Genomic DNA, 20,981 nt, shown 5'->3' on the forward strand with positions numbered 1-20,981 from the left:
CGCTCCTGCCCCCGACGCGGTGCGCAGTGAAGCCCTTCGGGGCCTGCCGCTGTGAGCGGTGACACAGACCGGGCGGTCGCCGAGCCCTGACCCGGGCGCAGCCGCACGGGGAAATGTGCCCGACCTGCTGTCCCGCTCCGGCGTTCAGGCCACAGCCGCTGCGGGTCGGCCGGCCGAATCGATTCACCACACCTTTGTGTGCGCATGCGACGGAGCGCTGCGCACAGCACCTCACCGGTGGCTCCGCAGGGTCTTCCCACAAGGAACCGATCGCGGTCCGGCCGGTCTTGACGCGGCGTCGACAGCGGGCGCCGGTCCCACCGCATCGTTCGTCGAACTGGGGGAATCCATGGTCGGGCAAGCACGTGAACTGGATGCCTGTGAAGAATCGACACTGCCGGCCTGCGTCGTGCCCGACTGCGTCACCGCCGGAATCCTGACCCGCGCCCACGAGCGCTGGCAGCTCGGCAGCCTCAGGGGTGCCATAGCCCTTGCCGAAGAGGCGGTCGAGGCGGACTGCGACCGCTGCGACAGGTGCTGTTCCGTCTACGCGGGTCTGCTGCTGACACTGTTCCTGGTGGGCATCCGCCACGTGGAAGAGGCAGCGGACCTCCAGAGCCGGCTCCTCGCGTCGCCGGAAGTGCAGGACGACCCCCAACTCGTCGCGAGTTCCATGCTCGTGGGGGCGAAGGTGGCGCTTGCCGCCGGTGACTACGCGGACGCCGCCGCGCTCGCCGAACAGGGCCTGCGCCTCGCGGCCGAGACCGGCCAGACCGCCTGGACCCCGATCGGGAACCTGGTGCTTGCCACGACGACTCTGCGCCGGGGCGACATCTCCGCCGCGCTGCACTACAGCGGCAAGCTCGAGGAGGACGCGATGTTCGCCCGGGAGATGTTCCCGATCGGACAGTCCGCGTGGGCCGTCGTGCAGGTCGGCGAGGCGGGCAAGGGGCGTGACAAGGCCGCGGCCCTCGCCCGGGAACTGCTCGAGTCCGAGACCTTCACCCGCCGCCTGCTGGTGGCGGAACCCGCGGCGGTGCCCTGGCTGGTCCGGCTGCTGCTCCGGGTCGGCGAGCTCGGTCCTGCGCGTGCGGGAGTCGGTTTCGCCGAGCGGCTCGCCGCCGAGAACCCGGACGTCGCCTCGGTCGGCGCCGCCGTCCTGCACGCCGCCGCACTGCTGGAGGGCGACCTCGACAAGCTGCGGCGTGCCGCGGAGTCCCACACCGATCCATGGGCACGCGCCTCGGTGCTGGAGGACATCGGCGTCCGGCTCTGCGAAGGTCGGGAGGAATCTCCTGAGGCGGCGGGGCACTTCGAGCGCGCGATGCACGCCTACACCCGGATGGGATCGCTGCGCGACTCGTCGCGGGTCATGAGCCGGTTGCGGAGCATCAACGCCAGCCCACGCTCCCGTGAACGGTGCCGGCCGCGCAGCGGCGTCCGGGGACTGACCGACACGGAGTACGCCGTGGCGAAGCTGGTCTCCCAAGGACTGACCAACGGCGAGACGGCGGAACAGCTGTTCCTGTCCCGGCACACCGTCGCCTTCCACCTGCGCAAGGTGTTCCAGAAGGTCGGGATCAAGTCCCGGCTCGAACTGGCCGTCAGCTGGAACGAACTCGACACCGGCCCCGTCGGCCCGGCGGCCGTCGACGTCACGCCCGTACCGAGCTACAGCCGGACCTGACGGGCGCTCGCTCCGCGCTCGCGCGCCCGCCCTGCTCAGCCCGGTGGAACACGGCTCGCCAGGGCGGCGGTACGCGCCGGATCCCGCCCCAGGACGCGGGCGAGGGCCACGGCTCCGTACAGCGACGTGAGCCCGCCCCGGCACGATGCCCGGACCGGTGGCGCGGGCACACCCGGTCGGGCCAGGGCGTGCACATGGTGCGCCACCATGTCGACGAAGCCGGGCAGCCCGGCGGCGAATCCGCCTCCCACGACCACCAGTCCAGGGTGCATCAGCTCCCGGACGCCGGTGACTGCGAGCGCGATCCGGTGACAGGTGCGGTCCACGGCCTGTACGGCCCACGGCTCCTGGTGCTCGAGGCCCTCCCGCAACCGCCGGTACGTCACGTCGGCGCCGTGCAGCAGGCTCGCCCGGGCCAGTGTGGCAGGGCCGGAAGCGGTGGACTGGAGACAGCCCTGCCGGCCGCACCGGCAGGGCGGACCGTCCGGGTCGGTCACCACATGACCGAGTTCGAAGGAGCCGCGGCCGAGGCCGGGGAGCGGGCCGGCGCCGGAGGCGAGGCCCCCTCCGATGCCGGTCCCGACCCCGACGTACAGCACGTCGGCGCAGCCGGTCGCCTCCGCCTCCGCCAGCGCGGCCAGGTCTCCGTCGTCGGCCCAGCCGAGAGGCGTGTCCGGGAACAGCTCTGCCATCGCGCAGCGGACGTCCAGGCCGATCCACTCGGGTCGGCTCGGCCAGACCATCACGCGGTCGTCCGGGCCGACGGTGGCGGGCAGCGCGATGCCCACGGCGGCGAACCCGCCCGGAACCTCCCGGTGCAACAGGCCGACCTCGGTGGCCAGCCGGGCCATGTCAGCGGCGACACCGCGGCCGTGCCAGCGCGCGACGCGCTCACGGACCTCCCCGCCCGGGGTCTCCGCACGCAGGGCCACCTTGGTGCCGCCGATGTCCATACCGAGCCAGGCCGCCGGCCTCCGGGAGCCGGCAGCCGCGGAAGGCGGGTTCATCCCAGGCCGCCGACCGGACCCGGAGGACACCAGGCCAGCAGATCCGCGGGAGACTTCAGGACCAGGTCGGGCCCGGCATCCAGCAGACCGTCCTCGTCGACCGTCGCCCATGTTGCCCCGGCGGAGGTGACGCCCGCGCCCCGGGCGCTGTGGACGTCCGCGGGAGCGTCCCCCACCATGATCGTCTCCTCGGCCCGGGCGTCGAGCAGCCGCAGGGCCCGGAGCACGATGTCCGGCGCCGGTTTGGGGCGCGCGACCTCGTCGGATCCGATCACATGGTCGAAGAACGTGACGAGGTGCAGGGTCTCCAGCAGCGAGCGGGCCCGCACCCCGGCCTTCCCGGTGGCCACGGCGAGCCTCAGCCCGCGGGCCCGCAAGGTCTCCAGCAGGTCCACGATCCCGTCGATCACCGGGACCTGGTCGGCCAGCCGGTAGCTCTCGCGGACGAACGGCTCCTCCATCTCCGGCGGGAGGCCCATGATGCGCATGATCTCCGGAAAGTACAGGCCCTGGTACCGCTGGTACTCCGCGAACGGAGCGGGGCCGTCACCGACCACCTCGGCGTACGCGGCGGTGAAGGCCCTGCCCATCACCTCGTGGCTGTCGACCAGGACGCCGTCGAGGTCGAAGATCACCGCGCTGCGTGGTGCGACGGTCGTCATCTCTCACCTGCCTTGAACTCGGCCGGCCCGGCCGGCACCAGGGACGTGGCCGCGGCAGCGTAGATCGCTTCGATGGCCATGACGATTCGGTGGGCGCCCTCGATCGCCCGGCCCCGGTACGAGGGCAGCGTGCTCAGCGTGGAGAGCTGACGGTCGTACTCGGCGCCGATCGGTTCGACGGGCACCGGGATGTCGCTGCTCTCTCCCGCCCGGACAAGGGTGATCCCGGGCCGCTGTACGCGATGGGGGCTGAACCCGAAGGTGCAGCGCAGGGTCGCGGTTCCGGCGGTGCCCTCGACCCGGATCGTGGTGACGTCGTGCGTCGCGCCGTGCGAGGCCCAGCTGGCCCGGAGCCCGACGGAAAGGCCGCCCTCGGCCGCCAGGAAGGCGCGCACGGTGTCCTCGACGTCGGCGGTGACGTCCGGGGCCGGCGGGTCGTGGCGCCAGGCCGCCGCCCAGCCGGCGTCGTTCACATGGTCGTCCGTGGTGACCGCCGCGATCTGATCGAACGTCAACGGGCCGACCACCGCGTCGAGTACGTCGAGGAGGTGCCAGCCCAGGTCGAACAGGACCCCGCCGCCCGCCTGCGAGCGGTTGGTGAACCAGCCCTTGGCCTGCGGCACCCCGCGGGCCCGGATCCAGGACAGGTCGACATTGCGGACACGGCCGAGTGCCGGGACCAGCCGGGCCAGTTCGGCGACGTCGGCCCGGTGCCGGAAGGCGCTGCCCGCCAGCAGGGGTGCGCCGCCCCGCCGTTCCGCGTCGGCGAGGAGTTCGGCCTCGCCGGCGGAGAGACACACCGGCTTCTCCACGAACGTGGCCAGCCCGCGCAGCAGGAGGTCCCGGGCTACCGGGGCATGGGCGTGGTTGGGGACGGCGACGACGGCGAGGTCGGCCTGCCCGGTGTCGAACGCGCCGGGATCCGCGAACGCCGGGCGTCCGGTCGTGGCGGTGAACGCGGCGCGGCGCGCCGGATCGGGGTCGGCGCCGGCCACGACGTCGTAGCCGGCGTGGGCCAGCAGCCGGGGAAGCCAGATCTCCTGACCGGACCAGCCGAGTCCGACCAGGAACGTACGTACGGTCATCCGGCGCGCACCAGCTCGGCCACGATGGCGGCGGCGTCCGTCAGCGCCGGTACGGAGCCGAGCAGCGTCCGGTGGTGCAGCCAGACGCAGTCCGCGCTGATGGCCTCGGCGTTCGGGCACCGCGCGGCCACCTCGTCCACCGTTTCGTCCGGGGCGTTGGCCTCCCAGAAGGCGTCGGTCCGGTAGACCGCGCGGAACGCCGCGAACGCCGGGAGCCCCGCCTCCACCAGCCGGTCCACCAGGGCGTTGCGCCGCTCCTCGGACCAGCCGGGCAGCCGGAACATGGCCATGTAGTGGGGGTTGCGGTCGGTGCGGTCGTCGTCGGCCTGCGGCTGGACGCCGGGAATGTCGGCCAGCAGCGCGGACAGCACCGGCCACCGCTCCTCACGGACCGTGATCTGACCGTCCAGCCGGGCGAGTTGGGCGCGCAGCACCGCGGCCGAGAACTCGTTGAGCCGCATGTTGGTGCCGGCCACCTGGTGCAGGTAGTGGCGGTCGGTGCGGGGGCGGCCGCAGGAGTGCCGCAGGAACGCCCTTTCGTACGTCTCCTCGTCGGGGAAGACGAGGGCGCCGCCTTCGCCGGCGGTCATCAGCTTGCCGTTCTGGAAGCTGAACGCGGCGATCGACCCCAGTTCCCCGACCCGCCGGCCACGCCACCGCGCTCCGTGCGCGTGCGCCGCGTCCTGGAGCAGCGCCACGCCGGCGTCGGCGGCCAGCTTCTCCAGCCCGTCCATGTCCGCCATCAGCCCGGCCATGTGCACGGGCATGATCACCTTGGTGCGCGGGGTGATGGCCGCGGCCGCCGCGGCGACGTCGATGCAGTACGTCCCGGGGTCCACGTCCACGGGCACGCTGACCGCGCCGAGCCGCTGTACCGCCTGCGAGGACGAGATGAAGGTGAACGCGGGCACGATCACCTCGTCGCCCGGGCCGACGCCCATGGTCTGGAGGGCGAGCTCCAGCGCATGCGTTCCGTTGGTGACGGCCAGCGTGTATCGGGCACCGTGGTACTCGGCGAACTCCTCCTCGAAGGAGGTCACTTCACCGCCTCCCATGCGCCACCACTGGCCCTGTGCCAGCGCACGTTCGAGAGCCTCGCGTTCGGTGTCGTCGAACTGGGGCCAGGCCGGGAAGGTCGGTGCGGGCCGGGGCTTCATGCTGGCTACTCTCCTCTTGTCTCCCGCCCGCAACGGTGGGTTCCCTCCGAGCAGCCTCGGCCGTCCACCGTGGAGAGGGTCCATGTCCTGCGCCGTCTCGCGGACCGCCCCGGAGCATTCGGCAGGGCATCCATAGGCGAGGTGATCGAGTGTCGCTTCACGGTAGGCAGCCGGTCGCGGCCGTCGCATCGCACGACCTGGTAGTACCCGGCCGGGGGACCACCGCGGCGGGGCGCGGACCACCCGTACTGCGGCCTCGAGGGGGAGCGCGCACTACCCGTGTGAAGGATGCCGGGGCGTCCGCCGCGAGCCTACGGTGGCGGGCGGGCAGCGGAATCCCGCGCCGGGACGGGCCACCGGCCCGGCGGCGCGCGGAGGCTGCCGATCTCTCACCCCCGTCGCGGAAGGGCCCGGATCATGACCCGCCCCGTCGTCAGCCCCGATGAGCTCGACTCCCTGGACTTCGCCGACCCCCGGCTGCATGCCGAGCGGGACCTCACCGAGGTGTGGCGTCATCTGCGCGCGCAGCGGCCGTTCCACTGGCAGCCCCCGCGGGAGGACCGTCCAGGCTTCTGGGTGCTCAGCCGCTACGCCGACGCGATGGCCGTCTACCGTGACAAGGAGCACTTCACCACCGAGCGCGGGAACGCCCTGGAGAACCTCCTGATCGGAGGGGACCCGGCGGCAGGATCCATGCTCGCGGTCACCGACGGCCCGAAGCACACCCGGCTGCGCAACGTCCTCAACTCCGCGTTCGCGCCGAAGACGCTCGCACGCATCCGCCACAGCCTGCGCCGCAGTATCGACGACCTCCTCGCCGTCGCCCTGGAGAAGGGCGAGTGCGACTTCGTCCGCGAGGTGTCGGCGAGCATCCCGCTGGGCGCCATCTGTGACCTCCTGGGCGTGCCGGAGAACGACCACCGGTACCTGCTGGACCGCACCTCGCACGCCTGGAGCTCCGACGAGGCCGACGCCTCCCCGGAGGCGACCTGGCAGGCGAAGAGCGAACTCCTGCTGTACTTCTCCGATGTGGCAGCGGCGCGGCGCGGCGACGACGGCGACGACGTGATCAGCCTGCTGGCCAACTGCCGTATCGACGGTGACCCGATCAGCGACCGCGACCTGATGGCCAACTGCTACGGGTTGATCATCGGCGGCGACGAGACCGGACGGCACGCGATCTCCAGCGGCCTGAAGGCGCTGATCGAGCACCCGGAGCAGTGGCGGGCGCTCAAGGACGGCACGGCCGACCTCACGACCGCCGCCGACGAGGTACTGCGCTGGACCGTGCCGTCGCTGCACAGCGGCCGGACGGCCACCGCCGACACCGAGGTGAACGGCCGGCTGATCAAGGAGGGCGACATCGTCACCGTGTGGACCTCCTCGGCCAACCGCGACGCCGAGGTGTTCCCGGACCCGGACCGTTTCACCCTGGACCGCTCCCCGAACAAGCATCTGACGTTCGCCTTCGGCTCGCACATCTGCCTGGGACACAACCTGGCGCGGATCGAGGTGGAGGAGGTGCTCGGCGCCCTGCGCACCCTGGTGTCCTCGGCCGAGCAGACCGGCCCCGAGGAGTGGATCTACTCGAGCATCCTGCACGGCATGAGTTCCCTGCCGGTGGCGCTCACGCCCCAGGGGCGGTGACGCGGGATGCCCCGGACGCGACCGCTCGCGGGCACCGGCCTGCCGCTCGCGGGCATCACCGTGGTCGCCGTGGAGCAGGCGGTGGCTGCGCCGCTGGCCACCCGTCACATGGCCGACCTCGGCGCCCGCGTGATCAAGGTGGAACGCCCGGACGGCGGTGACTTCGCGCGGAGCTACGACACCAGCGTGGGCGGACTGGCCAGTCATTTCGTCTGGCTCAACCGGGGCAAGGAATCGGTGACGCTCGACCTGAAGTCGCCCGGCGGGCGCCAGGTCCTGGCCGAGCTCGTCGCCACCGCCGACGTTTTCGTGCAGAACCTCGCCCCGGGCGCGGCCGTGCGCCTGGGCTTCGGGGCCACCGAGCTGAGGGCCCGGCACCCGCGACTGGTGACCGTCGACATGTCGGGGTACGGAAGCACCGGCCCCTACCGGGACAAGCGGGCCTACGACATGCTCATCCAGTGCGAGGCGGCCCTGGTCTCGGTGACCGGGGCGGCCGACCACCCGGCGAAGGCGGGCATCCCCGCCGCCGACATCGCGGCGGGCATGTACGCCCTGTCCGCGACCCTCGCCGCCCTGGTGGGGCGGGGGGTGGGGGGTGAGGGCGCCGCGCTGGAGATCTCGATGCTGGAGGCGACGAGCGAGTGGATGGGTTACCAGATCTACCACGCCCAGGGGACCGGACGTTCGCCCGGTCGCATGGGCCTGTCGCATCCCAGCGTGGCGCCCTACGACGCGTTTCCCACGGCCGACGGCGCGGACGTGGTCATCGGAGTGCAGAACGACCGGGAGTGGGCGAGGTTCGCCGCGGAGTTCCTGGGCCGGCCCGACCTCGCGACCGACCCGGCCTGGGCGACGAACGTGGCCCGGGTGCAGCACCGTGAGGCGGTGGACGCGCTGGTCGCCGAGCACACCTCGGCGACGTCCGCGGACCGGCTCGTGGCCTGCCTGGACGCCATCGGCATCGCGTCGGCCCGCGTCAACGGGGTCGGTGACCTGCTGGATCATCCGCAGCTGGCCGCGCGCCGCCGCTGGCGTCCGGTGGAGACCCCCGGCGGCACCGTACTCGGACTGCTGCCGCCGTTCACCGTCGAAGGCGTGGAGCTGCCGATGGGGCCGGTCCCGGCACTCGGCGAGCACACCGCGCCGGTGCTGCGCGAGCTGGGCTACTCCGCCGCTGACATCGTCGGCCTGCGGCGCTGCGGTGCCGTCTCCTGTGTGCCGGAGACCTCCCTGGCCTGAGCCGGGGACCGGTCCGGGTGCGCACGGTCGGCGTGGCGGAGCGCCTCACCGGCGACGCGGCCGCCCGCCGGCCCGGGGGACCTGCCGTTCGCCCCGGTCACCGGGAGCGGCGCCACCCGGGATCATCTGTGCGCGGTGCGCTGCGCCGCCGCCACCCAGGGCAGCGGCGCTGTCTCTCCCCGTCGCAGGGATGCCTCTGCCACGAGCACGGCCGGGGCCGGCCCGTCGTGACGGCGCTCGTCGTTGTGCTCGCGTGTTCCCGTCTGCCGGACGGCCAGGTCGTTCCACGCGCTGGCCAGTTGCACGCGGGACTCCACGCCCAGCTTGCGGAAGATCTTGCGCAGGTGGAACGCGATGGTGTGCGGCGACAGGAAGAGCCGGCCCGCGGTCTGCCCGTTGGTGAAGCCCTGGGCGACCAGATGCGCGACGGCGTACTCGGTGTCGGTCAGTTCCGGGATCTCCCGCCTTCGCTGATGCCGGCCCACCACTGCGGCGTCCGCGGTGCTGTGGTGCAGCTGGGACTCGACGCGTGAGGCGTCCCGCCACGCTCCGGTCTGCGTGTAGGTGGCCAGCGCCTGCCGGAGGTCGCGCGCCGGGGCGGTCCGGTCGTCGGCACCGCGGGCGAGCATGAAAGCGATGTCTTCGTTGGCCGACGCCTTCGCCCAGGGGTCGACGTGCGACTCGGCGGCGAGCCGGAGCTTGCCGAGGTCCTCGTCGTGCAGTCCGGCGGCGTGGGCTGCTGCTGCCTGCAACGAGCTGAAGTGCGGATTCTCGGCGGCCAGTTGCTGACAGATCCGAACGCCGTGTGCCGCCAGCTGTCTGCGGCCGCAGTTCATCATGAGCCGAACGAGCCAGGGCAGCGCCGCGGGTTCGGCGATCGAGAGTTGGCGTACGGCCGTGTCCGCGGCGAGCAACTCGGCTCCCAGCGGCACGGCGTTGCGTCGGCCCGTCTTGGCCTCGGCGATCTGGATCACGGCCCAGGCGGCCTGGCCGACAGGGAGCATCTCCCGTTGGAAGACGGTGTCTTCCTTCAGCTTCTGCGCGTAGCGGACGGCCGTGGACAGATGCCCCTGGCGCAGTGCGGACTGCGCCAGCACGAAGTGTCCGAGCGGTGTCCAGGCCTTGAGGCCGGACCGCTTGGCCTCCCCGAGTCCGGCGGTGGCGAGTTTGGCCGCGTTCCCGAAGTCACCGGTGGCGAGGACGACTTCGGACCGGACGAGGGTCGCGGTCGCGGTCAACTGGTCGTCGCCGCGCGCCCGGACGAGTTCGTCGACGGTTCCCAGTACGGCCTGTGCCTGGTCCGTCCTTCGCACCTGCGCCAGCAGGAGGCCCAGGACGAACGCGGCTTCCGCGCGGCAGGGACTGGCCGCCGTGCAGCCGTCGTGCAGCGCCTGTTCGGCGCCACCGATGCCGTCGTCCAGTCGGCCGTCGCGCCAGGAGCGCCGGGCCGACGAGACGAAGGGGGCGGTACGGCACGAGGATGTCGTGCATTTCAGTGGAGATACCGTCGTGTGGGGAGTGTGGCACTCGGCTAACATGCTGTTTTGCAAAGCAGACCCCCGCCTATGCAATACGAAATCCGACATGCTCGAGTGAGCGTATGGTCGGCTTCTTGCGGTTGTCAACGGTGGCCATTTTTGGGCAGTAATTCGATCCCAGAAGAGTGATTTCATGCCACAGGAGAGTTGACGAATCTTTTGCCGGCTCTTGTTTGACTTGCGGCCCGTGAGGGGTTCGGTGAGATGTGCGACTGTCGCATGTTTGCGCGAGGTGCGGCCTGGGCAGGCCATTGAACTGGGCTGATTCGGAGATCCGTTCGCCGGTGTTCAGGACTGTCAAGTCGTGCGGTTGTGGTGTGAGTGGGGGTGGACGAGCCTGGCGGACCGGGTCGTGATGGTGTCCGACGGCCGGATTCCGCCGCACGGAGGGGTGGGTATGAGCGCCATTCTTTTGCTGAACGGACCGAATCTTGGAATTCTTGGCGAACGTGAGCCGGAATTGTATGGCCGGGAAACCCTCGGTGATATTGAGAAAATGGTTGCGGTCGAAGTGGCGGAAGTGGGCTGGGAAGTGATTTCGGTCCAGCGGGAGGGGGAGGGCGAGCTGGTGCGGGCCGTGCACGAGCACCGTTCCACGACCGTCGGCGCCATCGTGAACCCCGGTGCCCTGATGATCGCCGGCTGGAGCCTCAGGGATGCGCTGGCGGCCTACGATCCCCCGTGGATCGAGGTGCACCTGACGAACGTCTGGGCCCGGGAACAGTTCCGGCACGAATCCGTTCTCGCACCGCTCGCCTCCGGCGTCGTCGTCGGCCTCGGTGCATTCGGCTACCGGCTGGCCGCACGGGCGCTCGTGCAGCTGTGCGAAGCCGGCGCCGGGCAGTCGTGAACCCGGCGGACCGTGATGACCGCCGAACGGGCCACGGCCGGCTTCCCGCCGCCGGGCGCCCGGAATCCCCGCCACGGACGACCGACGACCGTGACACCGCACGACGTCCTGCCCCCGCAGCGCCGATGATGCACCTGGGTCTGTCGGGTACCGGCCCGGCCCCGCTGCCGGTCGCGGACGCGGTCGCCCGGCCCACGGCGCAACAGCCCGACTGGCCGGATCCGGCCGGCGTACGGGCCGTGCGCGAGGTGCTGCGTACGGCGCCGCCGCTGGTCCTGCCCGCCGAGGCCGACCGCCTCACGGCCCGGCTCGCGGAGGTGGCGCGCGGTGAGGCCTTCGTTCTCCAGGGCGGGGACTGCGCCGAGACCTTCGCCGGCAACACCGAGTCGCATCTGCGCGGGAACCTCGACCTGTTGGCCCGGATGGCCGCCGTGCTCACCCGCGCGGGCGGCCTGCCCGTGGTCCGGCTGGCCCGGATGGCCGGGCAGTACGCCAAGCCCCGCTCCGCCGCGGTGGACGCCCACGGGCTGCCCGTCTACCGCGGTGACATGGTCAACGGCCTCGCCGCGACCTCGGCGGAGCGGATGCCCGACCCGGACCGGATGCTCCGGGCCCATGCCGCCGCGGGGGTCGCGATGAACTTCGTGCGGGCCTGGACCGGCGGCGAGGTCTTCACCGGCCACGAGGCGCTGGTGCTCGACTACGAGTGCGCGCTGCTGCGGCCGGGGCCGCCCGGAGACCGCCGTCCCTACAGCGGCTCGGGGCACTTCCTGTGGATCGGCGAGCGGACGCGCCGGCTCGACGGCGCCCACATCGGGTTCGCCGAGGTGCTGGCCAACCCCGTCGGAGTGAAGCTGGGTCCCACGACCACTCCGGAGGAAGCGGTCGAGTACGTACGGCGGTTGGACCCGGACGGAGTGCCGGGCCGGCTGACGTTGGTGAGCCGGATGGGGCACCGGCGGGTGCGCGACGTGCTCCCCCCGATCGTCGAGAAGGTGACCACGCAGGGACACCAGGTGGTCTGGCAGTGCGACCCCATGCACGGCAACACCTTCGTCGCGCCGACCGGTCACAAGACCCGGCGCGTCGACCACGTCCTCGACGAACTCGCCGGGTACTTCGAGGTGCACCGGCGGCTCGGCACCCACCCCGGCGGCGCCCACCTGGAGCTGACCGGGGACGACGTCACCGAGTGCCTGGGCGCGGGCGTCGGCGAGGCGGACCTGCCGCACCGTTACGAGACCGCGTGCGAACCCCGGCTGAACACCCGTCAGGCGATGGAAGTGGCCACGCTCCTGGCGGAACTGATCCGCTCCGCACCACGCGCCGATGAGCGGCCTGCCACTGCCACGGGCGTCCTGACAGGATGTCCGCATGGAACTTGGACTGATCAGCCTCGCCGACCTCACCCCGGATCCGGCGACCGGTGACGTCGCGCCCGTCGGCAGGCGGATCTCCGACATCGTGCGCGCCGCCGTGCTCGCCGACGAGGCGGGCCTGGACGTCTTCGCCGTCGGAGAGCACCACCATCCGAACTACGCGGTGTCCTCACCCGCCGTCGTGCTCGCCGCGATCGCCCAGGCCACCACGCGCATCAAGCTCACCAGCGCGACGACGCTGATCGGGGTCCTCGACCCGGTGAGGGTGTACGAGGACTTCGCCACCGTGGACCTGATCTCCGGGGGCCGGACCGAGATCACCGTGGGCCGCGGCGCGTTCCCCGAGCCCTTCGAGCTGTTCGGCTACGAACTCGACGACTACGACAGCCTGTTCACCGACCACTTCGAGCTGCTGCGCAAGATCGTCGCCCAGCCCTGGGTCAGCTGGTCGGGCAGCCACCGTGCGCCGCTCACCAGCGCCGGGGTCGTGCCCCGCGCCAACCGCTACCCGCTGCCCGTCTGGGTCGGCGTCGGCGGAAACCGGGGGAGCGCGACGCGGGCCGGATCGCTCGGCGTGCCCATCCTCGTCGGCGCCACCGGCGGTGCCCTCTCCCGCTTCACGGAGACGTTCACCGTGTACCGGGCCGCGGCGGAGAAGGCGGGGCACGACCCGGCGGAACTGCCGGTGGCCACCACGAACTACCTCCACGTCGCGAACAACCCCGCCGAGGTGGACCGCTTCTACGCCCACTGGGCCGCGTACGCCGCGCACCACTCGCGGGGCCGGCTCCAGGGGCAGCGCGAGATGTTCGACCTCCAGCGGGGCGAGGACGGCGCGCTGCTGCTCGGCAGCCCGCAGCAGATCGTGGACCGGATCGGCCGGCAGCACGAGCTGTTCGGCCACGACCGGCTGCTCGCCCAGATCGACCTCGGTGGGATGTCCTTCGCGCGGGTCGCCGAGATCATCGAGATCCTCGGCGCCGAAGTGCTCCCCGCCGTACGCAAGTTGACCCGCTGACCCACCCGACGACTACCAACCCGACCGATGTCGGCCGGGCTCGGACCGCCCTACCCTTCGGCGCATGCGGGCGAATCGGCCCGCGCCGGATGAAAGGTGGGGAAATGTCGCAGGTGGCGATCATCGCCGGAGCCGGTACCGACACCGTGGCCGCCGCGGCGCTCGCGCTGGCCGCGGACGGATTCGACGTGGCACTGCTCGACGCCGACGGATCCGTCGGCACGACCACGGTGGCCCAGGTCAGGGACCTGGGCCACCGGGCGATGGCGGTGCGCACCGACTGGACCGACGCCGAGTCGGCCGACGCCGCGATCGGGCAGGTGTGCGCCGGCCTCGGCGATCCGTCGGTCCTGCTCACCGTCGTCCCCGTGGCCGGCCCCGGGCAACTGCACGCGCTCTCCCAGGAGCAGTGGACCGATACGACCGCCGTACCGCTGCGCGCGGTCTTCCTGGCCTGCCAGGCCGTACTCGACCCCATGATCAAGAACGGTGGCGGCCGGATCATCACGGTCGCGGACGCCGCGGGCGCGGAGACCGAGAACGCCACCGTACGCACCGCGCTCGAGGGCCTCACCCGGACCATGGCGCTCGAACTGGCGCCGCTGGGCATCACCGCCCATCTCCTCACCGCGCCCCTCCCCGTCGACCAACTCGGTACCCGGGCGGGCCGGATCCCCACCGCGGCGGAGTTCTCCGCGCAGGCGGCCCGGACCGTCGCGATGCTCACCGGAACCGCCGCCGACCCCCTCACGGGGCAAGCCCTGCGGGTGGGCACCCCCTGACAGCCGTCGACAGTGACCGCACGGTGGCCGTGCCGGGCTACCAGCCCGAGGGATGTGAGCCCCCCCGGCCGGAACCTACGGTGGTCGGGATCAGGGCGCAGGTCGATGCACCCCGCCGGAAGGTCCCTGCACACCCGGCCCGGACATGCCGACACGCCATGCCCGAACGTGCCTGTTGACCACCGAGTCGCATTGGAGAACGTACGTGCAAGGCCATGAGCACTACGTGCGCCAGATCCTCGCGAAGCTGAGCGCCGAACCCGGTGGCGTCCCGCTCGTTCACCGGGACACGCCGACCACCGCCCGCCGGCTGGCGGACTCCGTCATCTCCGCCGCGGCCCGGATGCGCGAGCACGGCGTCGGCCCCGGCAGCGCAGTGGCCGTACTGACGAACCCGAACACGCCCGAGACTCTGATACTGCGCTACGCGGCGAACCTGGTGGGCGCCACCGCCGTGCACATCCGCGGTGTCAACGCGGTCGACCCCTCCGACGAGCTGTCCGCCGAGGCGCAACTCGGCATCCTCATGGACGTGAGGCCGGCCATGCTCGCCATCGACCGGGACAACATCGCCCGGGCACTGGAACTCTGCGGTTCTCTGCCCGAGCGTCCGCCGGTCGCGGTGCTCGGTGGTGGTGGCGCCCTCCCGAGCGCGATCGACCTGTCCGCCCCCGGCGACATCGACCTCACCACCGCCGAGCAGGGCACGATCGCCGTCGTGACCTACACCAGCGGCTCCACGGGCAAGCCCAAAGGCGTCAGCTGGCCCTACGCGGTCAAGAACGAGATGGTCGCGACGTCCGCAGTCCGCGGTGACCGCGCCCGGTGCCTGGTCACCGCGCCCCTCACCCACTCGAGCGGCGCCACCGCGGACGACACGATCGTCGCCGGCGGCGTCGTCGTACTGCACCCCGGCTTCGACACCGCCGAGGTGCTGCGCGCCGTCCCTCGCCACGGGATCACCCGCCTCGTGCTCGGCGCACCGCAGGTGAACGCACTGGCCGAACACCCCGATGCGGCGAATACCGACCTGACGAGCCTGCGCGAGCTGTTCTACACCGGCAGCCCCGCCGCGCCCGAGCGGCTCGCCCACGCGGTCAAGGCGCTCGGCCCCGTGCTCTTCCAGGTCTACGGCACCAGCGAGACCGGACTGATCAGTCTGTTGACGCCGCAGGACCACCTGGACCCGGAGCTGCGCGCCACCGTCGGCCGCCCGCCGGAGGCCGTCCGGGTGAGCATCCGTTCTGTCGCCGACGGTCGGGAACTGCCCGTCGGCGAGGCCGGCGAGGTGTGCGTGATCGGCCGGTGGCAGATGGCCGGCTACTGGAACGAGCCCGCACTGACGGCGCGTGCGGTGCGCGACGGCTGGGTGCACACCGGGGACATCGGACACCTCGACGAGGCGGGCTGGCTGCACCTGCACGGCCGGATCGCGGACGTCATCAAGGTCAAGGGCATCAAGGTCCATCCGAGCGCGGTCGAGCGGGTGCTCCTGGAGCATCCGGGTGTGGAAGCCGCCGCGGTCTTCGGTGTCGAGGACGAGCAGCGCGTCGAGCGGATCTGCGCCGCCGTGGTGCCGCGCGACGGCGTGACCCTGGACCGCGCGGTGCTGGAACGGCACATCACCGCCGCGCTGTCGGCGAACCACGTGCCCGCCGAGATCGAACTGCGGGAGACGTTGCCGCTGGTGGGTCCCGGCAAGCCGGACCGAATGCGGCTGCGCACCGAGGCCGTGGCACGGGCCGCGCAGGCCGAGGGGACGGCGAGCTGACATGGCGCGAGCGACACTCCCCGCCCACGTGGTCACGCTGGTCGACGTCGACGGCCCCCTGGACGGCGCCGCCCTGCGGCAGGCCGTCGCCGAACTGGCGCGGCGCCACCCGCACCTGCGGTCGGCGCCGGACGCCGAACTGCCCTGGCGCGACATCGACCTGGGCACCGTGGACGGGCCCCGGCGCGACGCCGAACTGGACCGGCTCGACGCCGAGGAGGACGAGGGCCCGGCGGTCCCGCTGCGCCTGCTGCTTGCCCGCCTCGGCCCCGAACGGCACCGGCTCCGGCTGAGCAGCGCCCCGGCGGCCGTCGACACGCAGTCGCACCGCGTGCTCATCGACGAACTGCTCACCGTGTACGGCGGCAGGAACGGTGACCTGCCGCGGGTGCCGAGCCACGCCGACTACGCCGGCTGGCTGGCCGTTCAGGACCGCGAAGCGGCCGACCTGGTCTGGTCGACCCACCTCGCCGAGGCCGAGCCGACCCTGGTGGGCGGCCGGGCGACCCCCGTACGGCCGGGCCCGGTCGAACGGGTCTCCGGTGAGCTGCCCGCGGACGTCGGCAGCGGCCTTCTGCGGATGGCCCACGAGCACGGGCTGGCGTTCGAGACGGTCGCGCAGGGCGTGTTCGGCATCCTGCTGGGCTGGCTGACCGGCCGGGACGACGTCGTGGTCGGGGTCGCGGCCCGGCCGCGCTTCCTCGGGATCGACATCATGGCCGGCCGTTTGGCCGAGCCGAGGCCGGTGGTGGTGCGGGCCCCCGCGGGGGACGCGCTGCTCGACGTGTTCTTCCGGCTGGCCGATGAACAGGCCCGGCTCACCGGCGTCCTGGCGCCCCGCGCGGTCGACGGCATCTTCGACACGCTGGTGTCGGTCGACTGCGGCGAGCCGGCGTCGGTGGCCGACATCCGGGTGGTGGCCGTGGAGCAACGGCCGCAGGTGCCCGGTGCGCTCGCCTTCCGGGTACGCGGGACGGGCGAGCGGCTGCGACTGGACCTGGACTTCCGGCCGGACCTGCTGGAGCGCACCGATGTCGAACGGATGCTGGAGGCGCTGACCCGGTTGTTCGGTGCCGTGGAGAAGGACCCGACCCAGCGCGTCGGCGGGGTGGACCTGCTGTCTCCGGCGGAGCGACGGCTCATGCTCCGGGAGTGGAACGACACCGGCACAGCGGCACCACCGCGCACGCTCTCCGAACTGCTGCGCCGCCCGGTCGTCCGGACCCCGGACGCGACCGCGCTCAGGTCGGCGGACGAGACGCTCTCCTTCGCCGAACTCGGCCGCCGTGCGGACCGGCTCGCCCGGCTGCTCGCCGACCGAGGCGCGGAGCCCGGACGGCTGGTGGCGCTGGCGCTGCCCCGGTCGGTCGACCTCGTCGTCGCCGTGCTGGCCGTGGCCCGGACCGGAGCCGCGTTCGTGCCGATCGACCCCGGCTACCCCGCCGAGCGGGTCGCGTTCATGCTCGAGGACGCCGCGCCGTCGCTCGTCTGCGCGTACTCCACCACCGCTCTCGCGGACCTGCCGCAATCCCTGCTCCTGGACCGGCCGGAGGTACGGGACGCGGTGTGCGGCGGCGCCGAGACGGACCTGACGGAGTACCCGTACCCGGTCCCCGCGCAGGCCGAAGCCGCCTACGTCATCTACACCTCCGGCACCACAGGACGGCCCAAGGGCGTCGTCGTGCCCCATGCCGGGCTCGTCGATCTGGCCACCACCATGGCCGAGGGCATGGGGCTGGACGGTGACAGCAGGCTCCTTCAGTTCGCGTCGCCGAGCTTCGACGCGTTCGTCGCGGAACTGCTCGGCGCGTACCACGTGGGTGCCGCGCTGGTCATACCGCCGGACGTCCCGCTCGCCGGTGACGCCCTCGCCGAGGTGATCACCGAGTACGGCGTGACGCGTCTGCTGCTGCCGCCGGTGGCCGCCGCGAGCGTGGAGCCGGAGCAACTGGCCGGGGTCCAGGGCCTGATGACCGCCGGTGAGGCCTGCTCGGCCGACCTGGTCGCGCGCTGGTCCCCGGGGCGCCGGATGGTCAACGCGTACGGCCCGACCGAGGTCACCGTCTGCGCCACGTGCAGCGAACCGCTGACCGGTGCCGGCACGCCTTCGATCGGACGGCCGATCGCCGGTGCCTCGGTCTACGTGCTCGGCAAGGGACTTCAGCCGCTGCCGCCGGGTGTGCCCGGCGAGCTGTACGTGGCGGGCGACGGACTGGCGCGGGGATACCTCGGGCGTCCGGGGCTCACCGCGGAGCGATTCGTGGCCGACCCGTTCGGGCCGCCCGGTTCCCGCATGTACCGGACCGGTGACATGGTCTCCTGGCGGCCGGACGGGACGCTGGCCTTCCACGGCCGCGTCGACGACCAGGTGAAGCTGCGCGGCTTTCGGATCGAACTCGGCGAGGTCGAGACGGTCCTGGCCGACTGCCCGGGCGTCGTACACGCGGCGGCCGTGGTCCACGGCGAGGACGGGGAGCGCGACGTGCTCGTCGGGTACGTCACGCCGCAGGACGGAGTGACGCTCGACGTGGCCGACGTGCGGGAGCACGCATCCCGGTTCCTGCCCGACTACATGGTGCCCGCCGCCGTTGTCGTGCTGGACGCCTTCCCGGTCACCCCGGGCGGCAAGCTCGACCGGTCGGCGCTCCCGGCGCCCCGGCCCGCCGTGTCGACGAGCGGCGGCCGTGCGCCGCGCACCCCGGCGGAAGAGGTGTTCTGCACGATCTTCGGGGAGCTGCTCGGTGTCGCCCCGGTGGACGTCGACGGCAACTTCTTTGCCCTCGGCGGCGACAGCATGCTGGCCATCAGCGTGATCCAGAGGGCCCGCGCCGCCGGTTTCGCCGTCTCGCCCAAGGAGATCATCAACAACCCGACGGTCCGCGCGCTCGCCGCGGTCGCCACCCCCACGCAAGGCGGCGGCCGATGACGGCGCTGCCCCTGGTCTCCCCCGACGAGCTGGATGAACTGGACTTCGCCGACTCCCGGTTGCACGCGGAGCACGACCTGACCGAGGTGTGGCGCCGGCTGCGGGCCGAGCGCCCCTTCCACCGCCAGCCGGCGCGCGGCTCGCAGCCGGCGTTCTGGGTGATCACCCGGTACGCCGACGCGGTGGAGGTCTACCGCAGCCGGGAGTTCACCACCGAGCACGGCAACGGACTGCCGACCCTGCTCACCGGAGGGGACGCGGCCGCGGGGACGATGCTCGCGGTGACCGACGGACTGCGCCACCAGCAGATCCGCACGATCCTGACGAGGGCGTTCTCCCCGCGGGTACTCGCCGCCATCCAGGACGGCGTCCGCCGCACGGTGGACGAACTCATGGCGGCGGCCGTCGCCAAGGGCGAATCCGACTTCGTCCGGGACGTCTCCGCGAACATCCCGCTCGGCGCGGTGTGCGACCTGCTCGACGTGCCGCGGGGTGACCGGCAGTACCTGCTCGGCCTCACCTCGCAGGCTTGGAGTTCCGAACACGCGGACGCCCCGCCGGAGGACTCCTGGACCGCGAAGAGCGAGATCCTGCTCTATTTCGCCGACCTGGCGCGGACCCGGCGCGGCGGTGACGGCAACGACGTGGTGAGCCTGCTCGCCAACTGCCGCATCGACGGGGAGCCGCTCAGCGACGCCGAGCTGATGGCCAACTGCTACGGCCTGATGATCGGCGGCGACGAGACCGGCCGGCACGCCATCTCCGGCGGCCTGCTGGCGCTGATCGAGAACCCGGAGCAGTGGGACGCCCTCAAGAGCGGCACCGTGAACCTCCAGAAGGCCGCCGACGAGGTCCTGCGCTGGACCGTGCCCTCGCTGCACGGCGGCCGGATGGCCACCGCCGACGTCGAGGTGAACGGACAGTCGATCCGGGCGGGCGAGATCGTCAGTGCTTGGATCGCCTCGGCCAACCGGGACGGCGACGCCTTCCCGGACCCCGACCGCTTCGACCTCACCCGCACGCCGAACAAGCACCTGACCTTCGCCTTCGGCGCGCACTACTGCCTCGGTCACTACCTTGCCCGGGCCGAGATCGAGGCCGTGCTCGACAGCCTGCGCCGGATGGTGTCCGGCGTGCGGCAGACCGCGCCCGAGACCTGGATCTATTCCAGCGTCCTGCACGGCATGAACACCCTGCCCGTCGCGTTCGAAGCCGATCCGGCGGGTCTGTCCCCATGACCGAGGAGCACGGCGTGTCCCCTGTGTTCGAAGACGACGACGCGGACTATCTGGTGTTGCGCAATGCGGAGCGGCAGTACTCCCTCTGGCCGGAGTATCTCGCCGTACCCGGGGGCTGGCAGGTCGTGTCCGGACCCGCCGCCCGCACCGACTGTCTCCTCCACGTCGAGCAGAACTGGCGTGACCTGCGGCCGGCTTCGCTCAACGCGACCGGCGACCGGACCCAGCAGAACGGAATACATTCGTGATCAACACATCGTTGCCCATCGTTCCGCAGGACAGCACCGACCAGCGGGAGATCTTCGCCACGGCTCTGGTCCGCCAGGCGCCGCTGCCCGAGCGGCTGAACACCGTCATGCTGGAGATGGAGAAGGTCGCGAGGGACGAGGGCATCCCGGTCATCGGGCGGCTCGAAGGCGCGATCGTCCGGACGCTCACCGCACTGCGCGGCGAAGCCGTGACGCGCGTGCTCGACATCGGCACCGCGATCGGCTATTCGGCCCTGTGGCTGGCGTACGCGCTGCCCGAGGGCGGCAAGGTCACCAGCATCGAACTCGACCCCGAACGAGCAGCACGTGCCGCGGACTTCATCGATCGGGCAGGCATGGCCGACCGTGTCGAGATCCTCGTCGGCGACGCCTTCGAGCTGATCCCGGAACTCGGTTCCTACGACCTGATCTTCCAGGACATCATGAAGCACCGGTACTTCGGAAGCGACCCCTCGCTCGCCACCGAGCTGCTCAAGCTGTCGAAGGAGCATCTCGAGGTGAACGGCTTCTTCATGATCGACAACGCCTTCTGCGGTGGCGGCGTCGTCGCCGGGGAGGCGGCCGAGCTCTCCAACGAGCTGATCGGCGTGCGGAACATGAACAGGGCGCTCGCCGAGGACCCCGACTTCGACGGCGTGATCCTGCCGGTGCGCGACGGGCTCTGGATCGCGCGGCGCACGGCCTGAGGACCGCGCGACAGCCCGACGACACCGACGAGGGAGC

At 72.1% G+C, this 20,981-nt stretch carries 17 protein-coding genes; 12 read left to right on the forward strand and 5 right to left on the reverse strand.

Annotated features, from left to right (window positions below; genetic code table 11):
- The first annotated feature begins 409 nt into the window (after window positions 1-409).
- The gene (locus G9272_RS38380) at window positions 410-1,687 is read left to right on the forward strand and encodes a helix-turn-helix transcriptional regulator (RefSeq protein ID WP_171400818.1); all 1,278 of its coding nucleotides are present in this window, start codon (window positions 410-412) and stop codon (window positions 1,685-1,687) included.
- Window positions 1,688-1,722: 35 nt separating this feature from the next.
- Here the strand turns inward: G9272_RS38380 and G9272_RS38385 are convergent, their stop codons facing one another.
- From G9272_RS38385 to G9272_RS38400, 4 genes are read right to left on the reverse strand one after another with little or no spacing between them, the layout of a single operon-like run.
- Window positions 1,723-2,694 (reverse strand): ROK family protein, encoded by a 972-nt coding sequence (locus tag G9272_RS38385; protein WP_171400819.1) that lies wholly within the window; start codon window positions 2,692-2,694, stop codon window positions 1,723-1,725.
- Complete coding sequence (locus G9272_RS38390; protein WP_171400820.1) at window positions 2,691-3,356, reverse strand: HAD-IA family hydrolase; 666 nt, start codon at window positions 3,354-3,356, stop codon at window positions 2,691-2,693. Before G9272_RS38390 ends, G9272_RS38385 begins: the two co-directional genes overlap by 4 nt.
- Window positions 3,353-4,441, reverse strand: coding sequence for a Gfo/Idh/MocA family protein (locus G9272_RS38395; protein WP_171400821.1), 1,089 nt, complete (start codon window positions 4,439-4,441; stop codon window positions 3,353-3,355). The genes G9272_RS38390 and G9272_RS38395 overlap by 4 nt, the downstream gene beginning before the upstream one ends.
- The gene (locus G9272_RS38400; protein ID WP_171400822.1) at window positions 4,438-5,598 is read right to left on the reverse strand and encodes a DegT/DnrJ/EryC1/StrS family aminotransferase; all 1,161 of its coding nucleotides are present in this window, start codon (window positions 5,596-5,598) and stop codon (window positions 4,438-4,440) included. Before G9272_RS38400 ends, G9272_RS38395 begins: the two co-directional genes overlap by 4 nt.
- Before the next feature lie 417 nt (window positions 5,599-6,015).
- Here G9272_RS38400 and G9272_RS38405 point away from each other — a divergent pair, with 417 nt between their 5' ends.
- Window positions 6,016-7,245 carry a cytochrome P450 gene (locus G9272_RS38405; RefSeq protein ID WP_171400823.1) on the forward strand — a complete coding sequence of 410 codons (1,230 nt, stop codon included), beginning with the start codon at window positions 6,016-6,018 and terminating at the stop codon, window positions 7,243-7,245.
- Between the two features lie 6 nt (window positions 7,246-7,251).
- Entirely contained in the window at window positions 7,252-8,487 is a 1,236-nt protein-coding gene (locus tag G9272_RS38410; protein WP_171400824.1) for a CaiB/BaiF CoA transferase family protein, read from the forward strand.
- Window positions 8,488-8,609: 122 nt separating this feature from the next.
- On the opposite strand, the gene G9272_RS38415 is transcribed toward G9272_RS38410, so the two are convergent.
- Window positions 8,610-10,025, reverse strand: coding sequence for a helix-turn-helix transcriptional regulator (locus tag G9272_RS38415; protein WP_171400825.1), 1,416 nt, complete (start codon window positions 10,023-10,025; stop codon window positions 8,610-8,612).
- A 397-nt stretch (window positions 10,026-10,422) separates the two neighbouring features.
- Between G9272_RS38415 and G9272_RS38420 the strand changes: the two genes are divergently transcribed.
- From G9272_RS38420 to G9272_RS38460, 9 genes are all read left to right on the forward strand, one after another.
- Entirely contained in the window at window positions 10,423-10,875 is a 453-nt protein-coding gene (locus G9272_RS38420; protein WP_171400826.1) for a type II 3-dehydroquinate dehydratase, read from the forward strand.
- A gap of 125 nt (window positions 10,876-11,000) precedes the next feature.
- The gene (locus G9272_RS38425) at window positions 11,001-12,305 is read left to right on the forward strand and encodes a 3-deoxy-7-phosphoheptulonate synthase (RefSeq protein WP_171400827.1); all 1,305 of its coding nucleotides are present in this window, start codon (window positions 11,001-11,003) and stop codon (window positions 12,303-12,305) included.
- Entirely contained in the window at window positions 12,250-13,272 is a 1,023-nt protein-coding gene (locus G9272_RS38430; RefSeq protein ID WP_171400828.1) for an LLM class flavin-dependent oxidoreductase, read from the forward strand. The genes G9272_RS38425 and G9272_RS38430 overlap by 56 nt, the downstream gene beginning before the upstream one ends.
- Window positions 13,273-13,376: 104 nt before the next feature.
- Window positions 13,377-14,054: an SDR family NAD(P)-dependent oxidoreductase gene (locus G9272_RS38435; RefSeq protein WP_171400829.1), complete on the forward strand. Its 678-nt coding sequence runs from the start codon at window positions 13,377-13,379 to the stop codon at window positions 14,052-14,054.
- 205 nt (window positions 14,055-14,259) lie between these two features.
- The gene (locus G9272_RS38440; RefSeq protein ID WP_171400830.1) at window positions 14,260-15,825 is read left to right on the forward strand and encodes a class I adenylate-forming enzyme family protein; all 1,566 of its coding nucleotides are present in this window, start codon (window positions 14,260-14,262) and stop codon (window positions 15,823-15,825) included.
- A 1-nt stretch (window position 15,826) separates the two neighbouring features.
- Window positions 15,827-18,751 carry a non-ribosomal peptide synthetase gene (locus tag G9272_RS38445; RefSeq protein ID WP_171400831.1) on the forward strand — a complete coding sequence of 975 codons (2,925 nt, stop codon included), beginning with the start codon at window positions 15,827-15,829 and terminating at the stop codon, window positions 18,749-18,751.
- Window positions 18,748-19,989, forward strand: coding sequence for a cytochrome P450 (locus G9272_RS38450; RefSeq protein WP_171400832.1), 1,242 nt, complete (start codon window positions 18,748-18,750; stop codon window positions 19,987-19,989). The genes G9272_RS38445 and G9272_RS38450 overlap by 4 nt, the downstream gene beginning before the upstream one ends.
- Window positions 19,986-20,237, forward strand: a complete 252-nt coding sequence (locus G9272_RS38455; RefSeq protein ID WP_171400833.1) for an MbtH family protein — start codon at window positions 19,986-19,988, stop codon at window positions 20,235-20,237. The genes G9272_RS38450 and G9272_RS38455 overlap by 4 nt, the downstream gene beginning before the upstream one ends.
- Entirely contained in the window at window positions 20,234-20,944 is a 711-nt protein-coding gene (locus G9272_RS38460; RefSeq protein WP_171400834.1) for an O-methyltransferase, read from the forward strand. The genes G9272_RS38455 and G9272_RS38460 overlap by 4 nt, the downstream gene beginning before the upstream one ends.
- Window positions 20,945-20,981: the final 37 nt, after the last annotated feature.

The sequence above is a fragment of the Streptomyces asoensis genome, assembly GCF_013085465.1.
Classification (GTDB): Bacteria; Actinomycetota; Actinomycetes; order Streptomycetales; family Streptomycetaceae; genus Streptomyces; species Streptomyces cacaoi_A.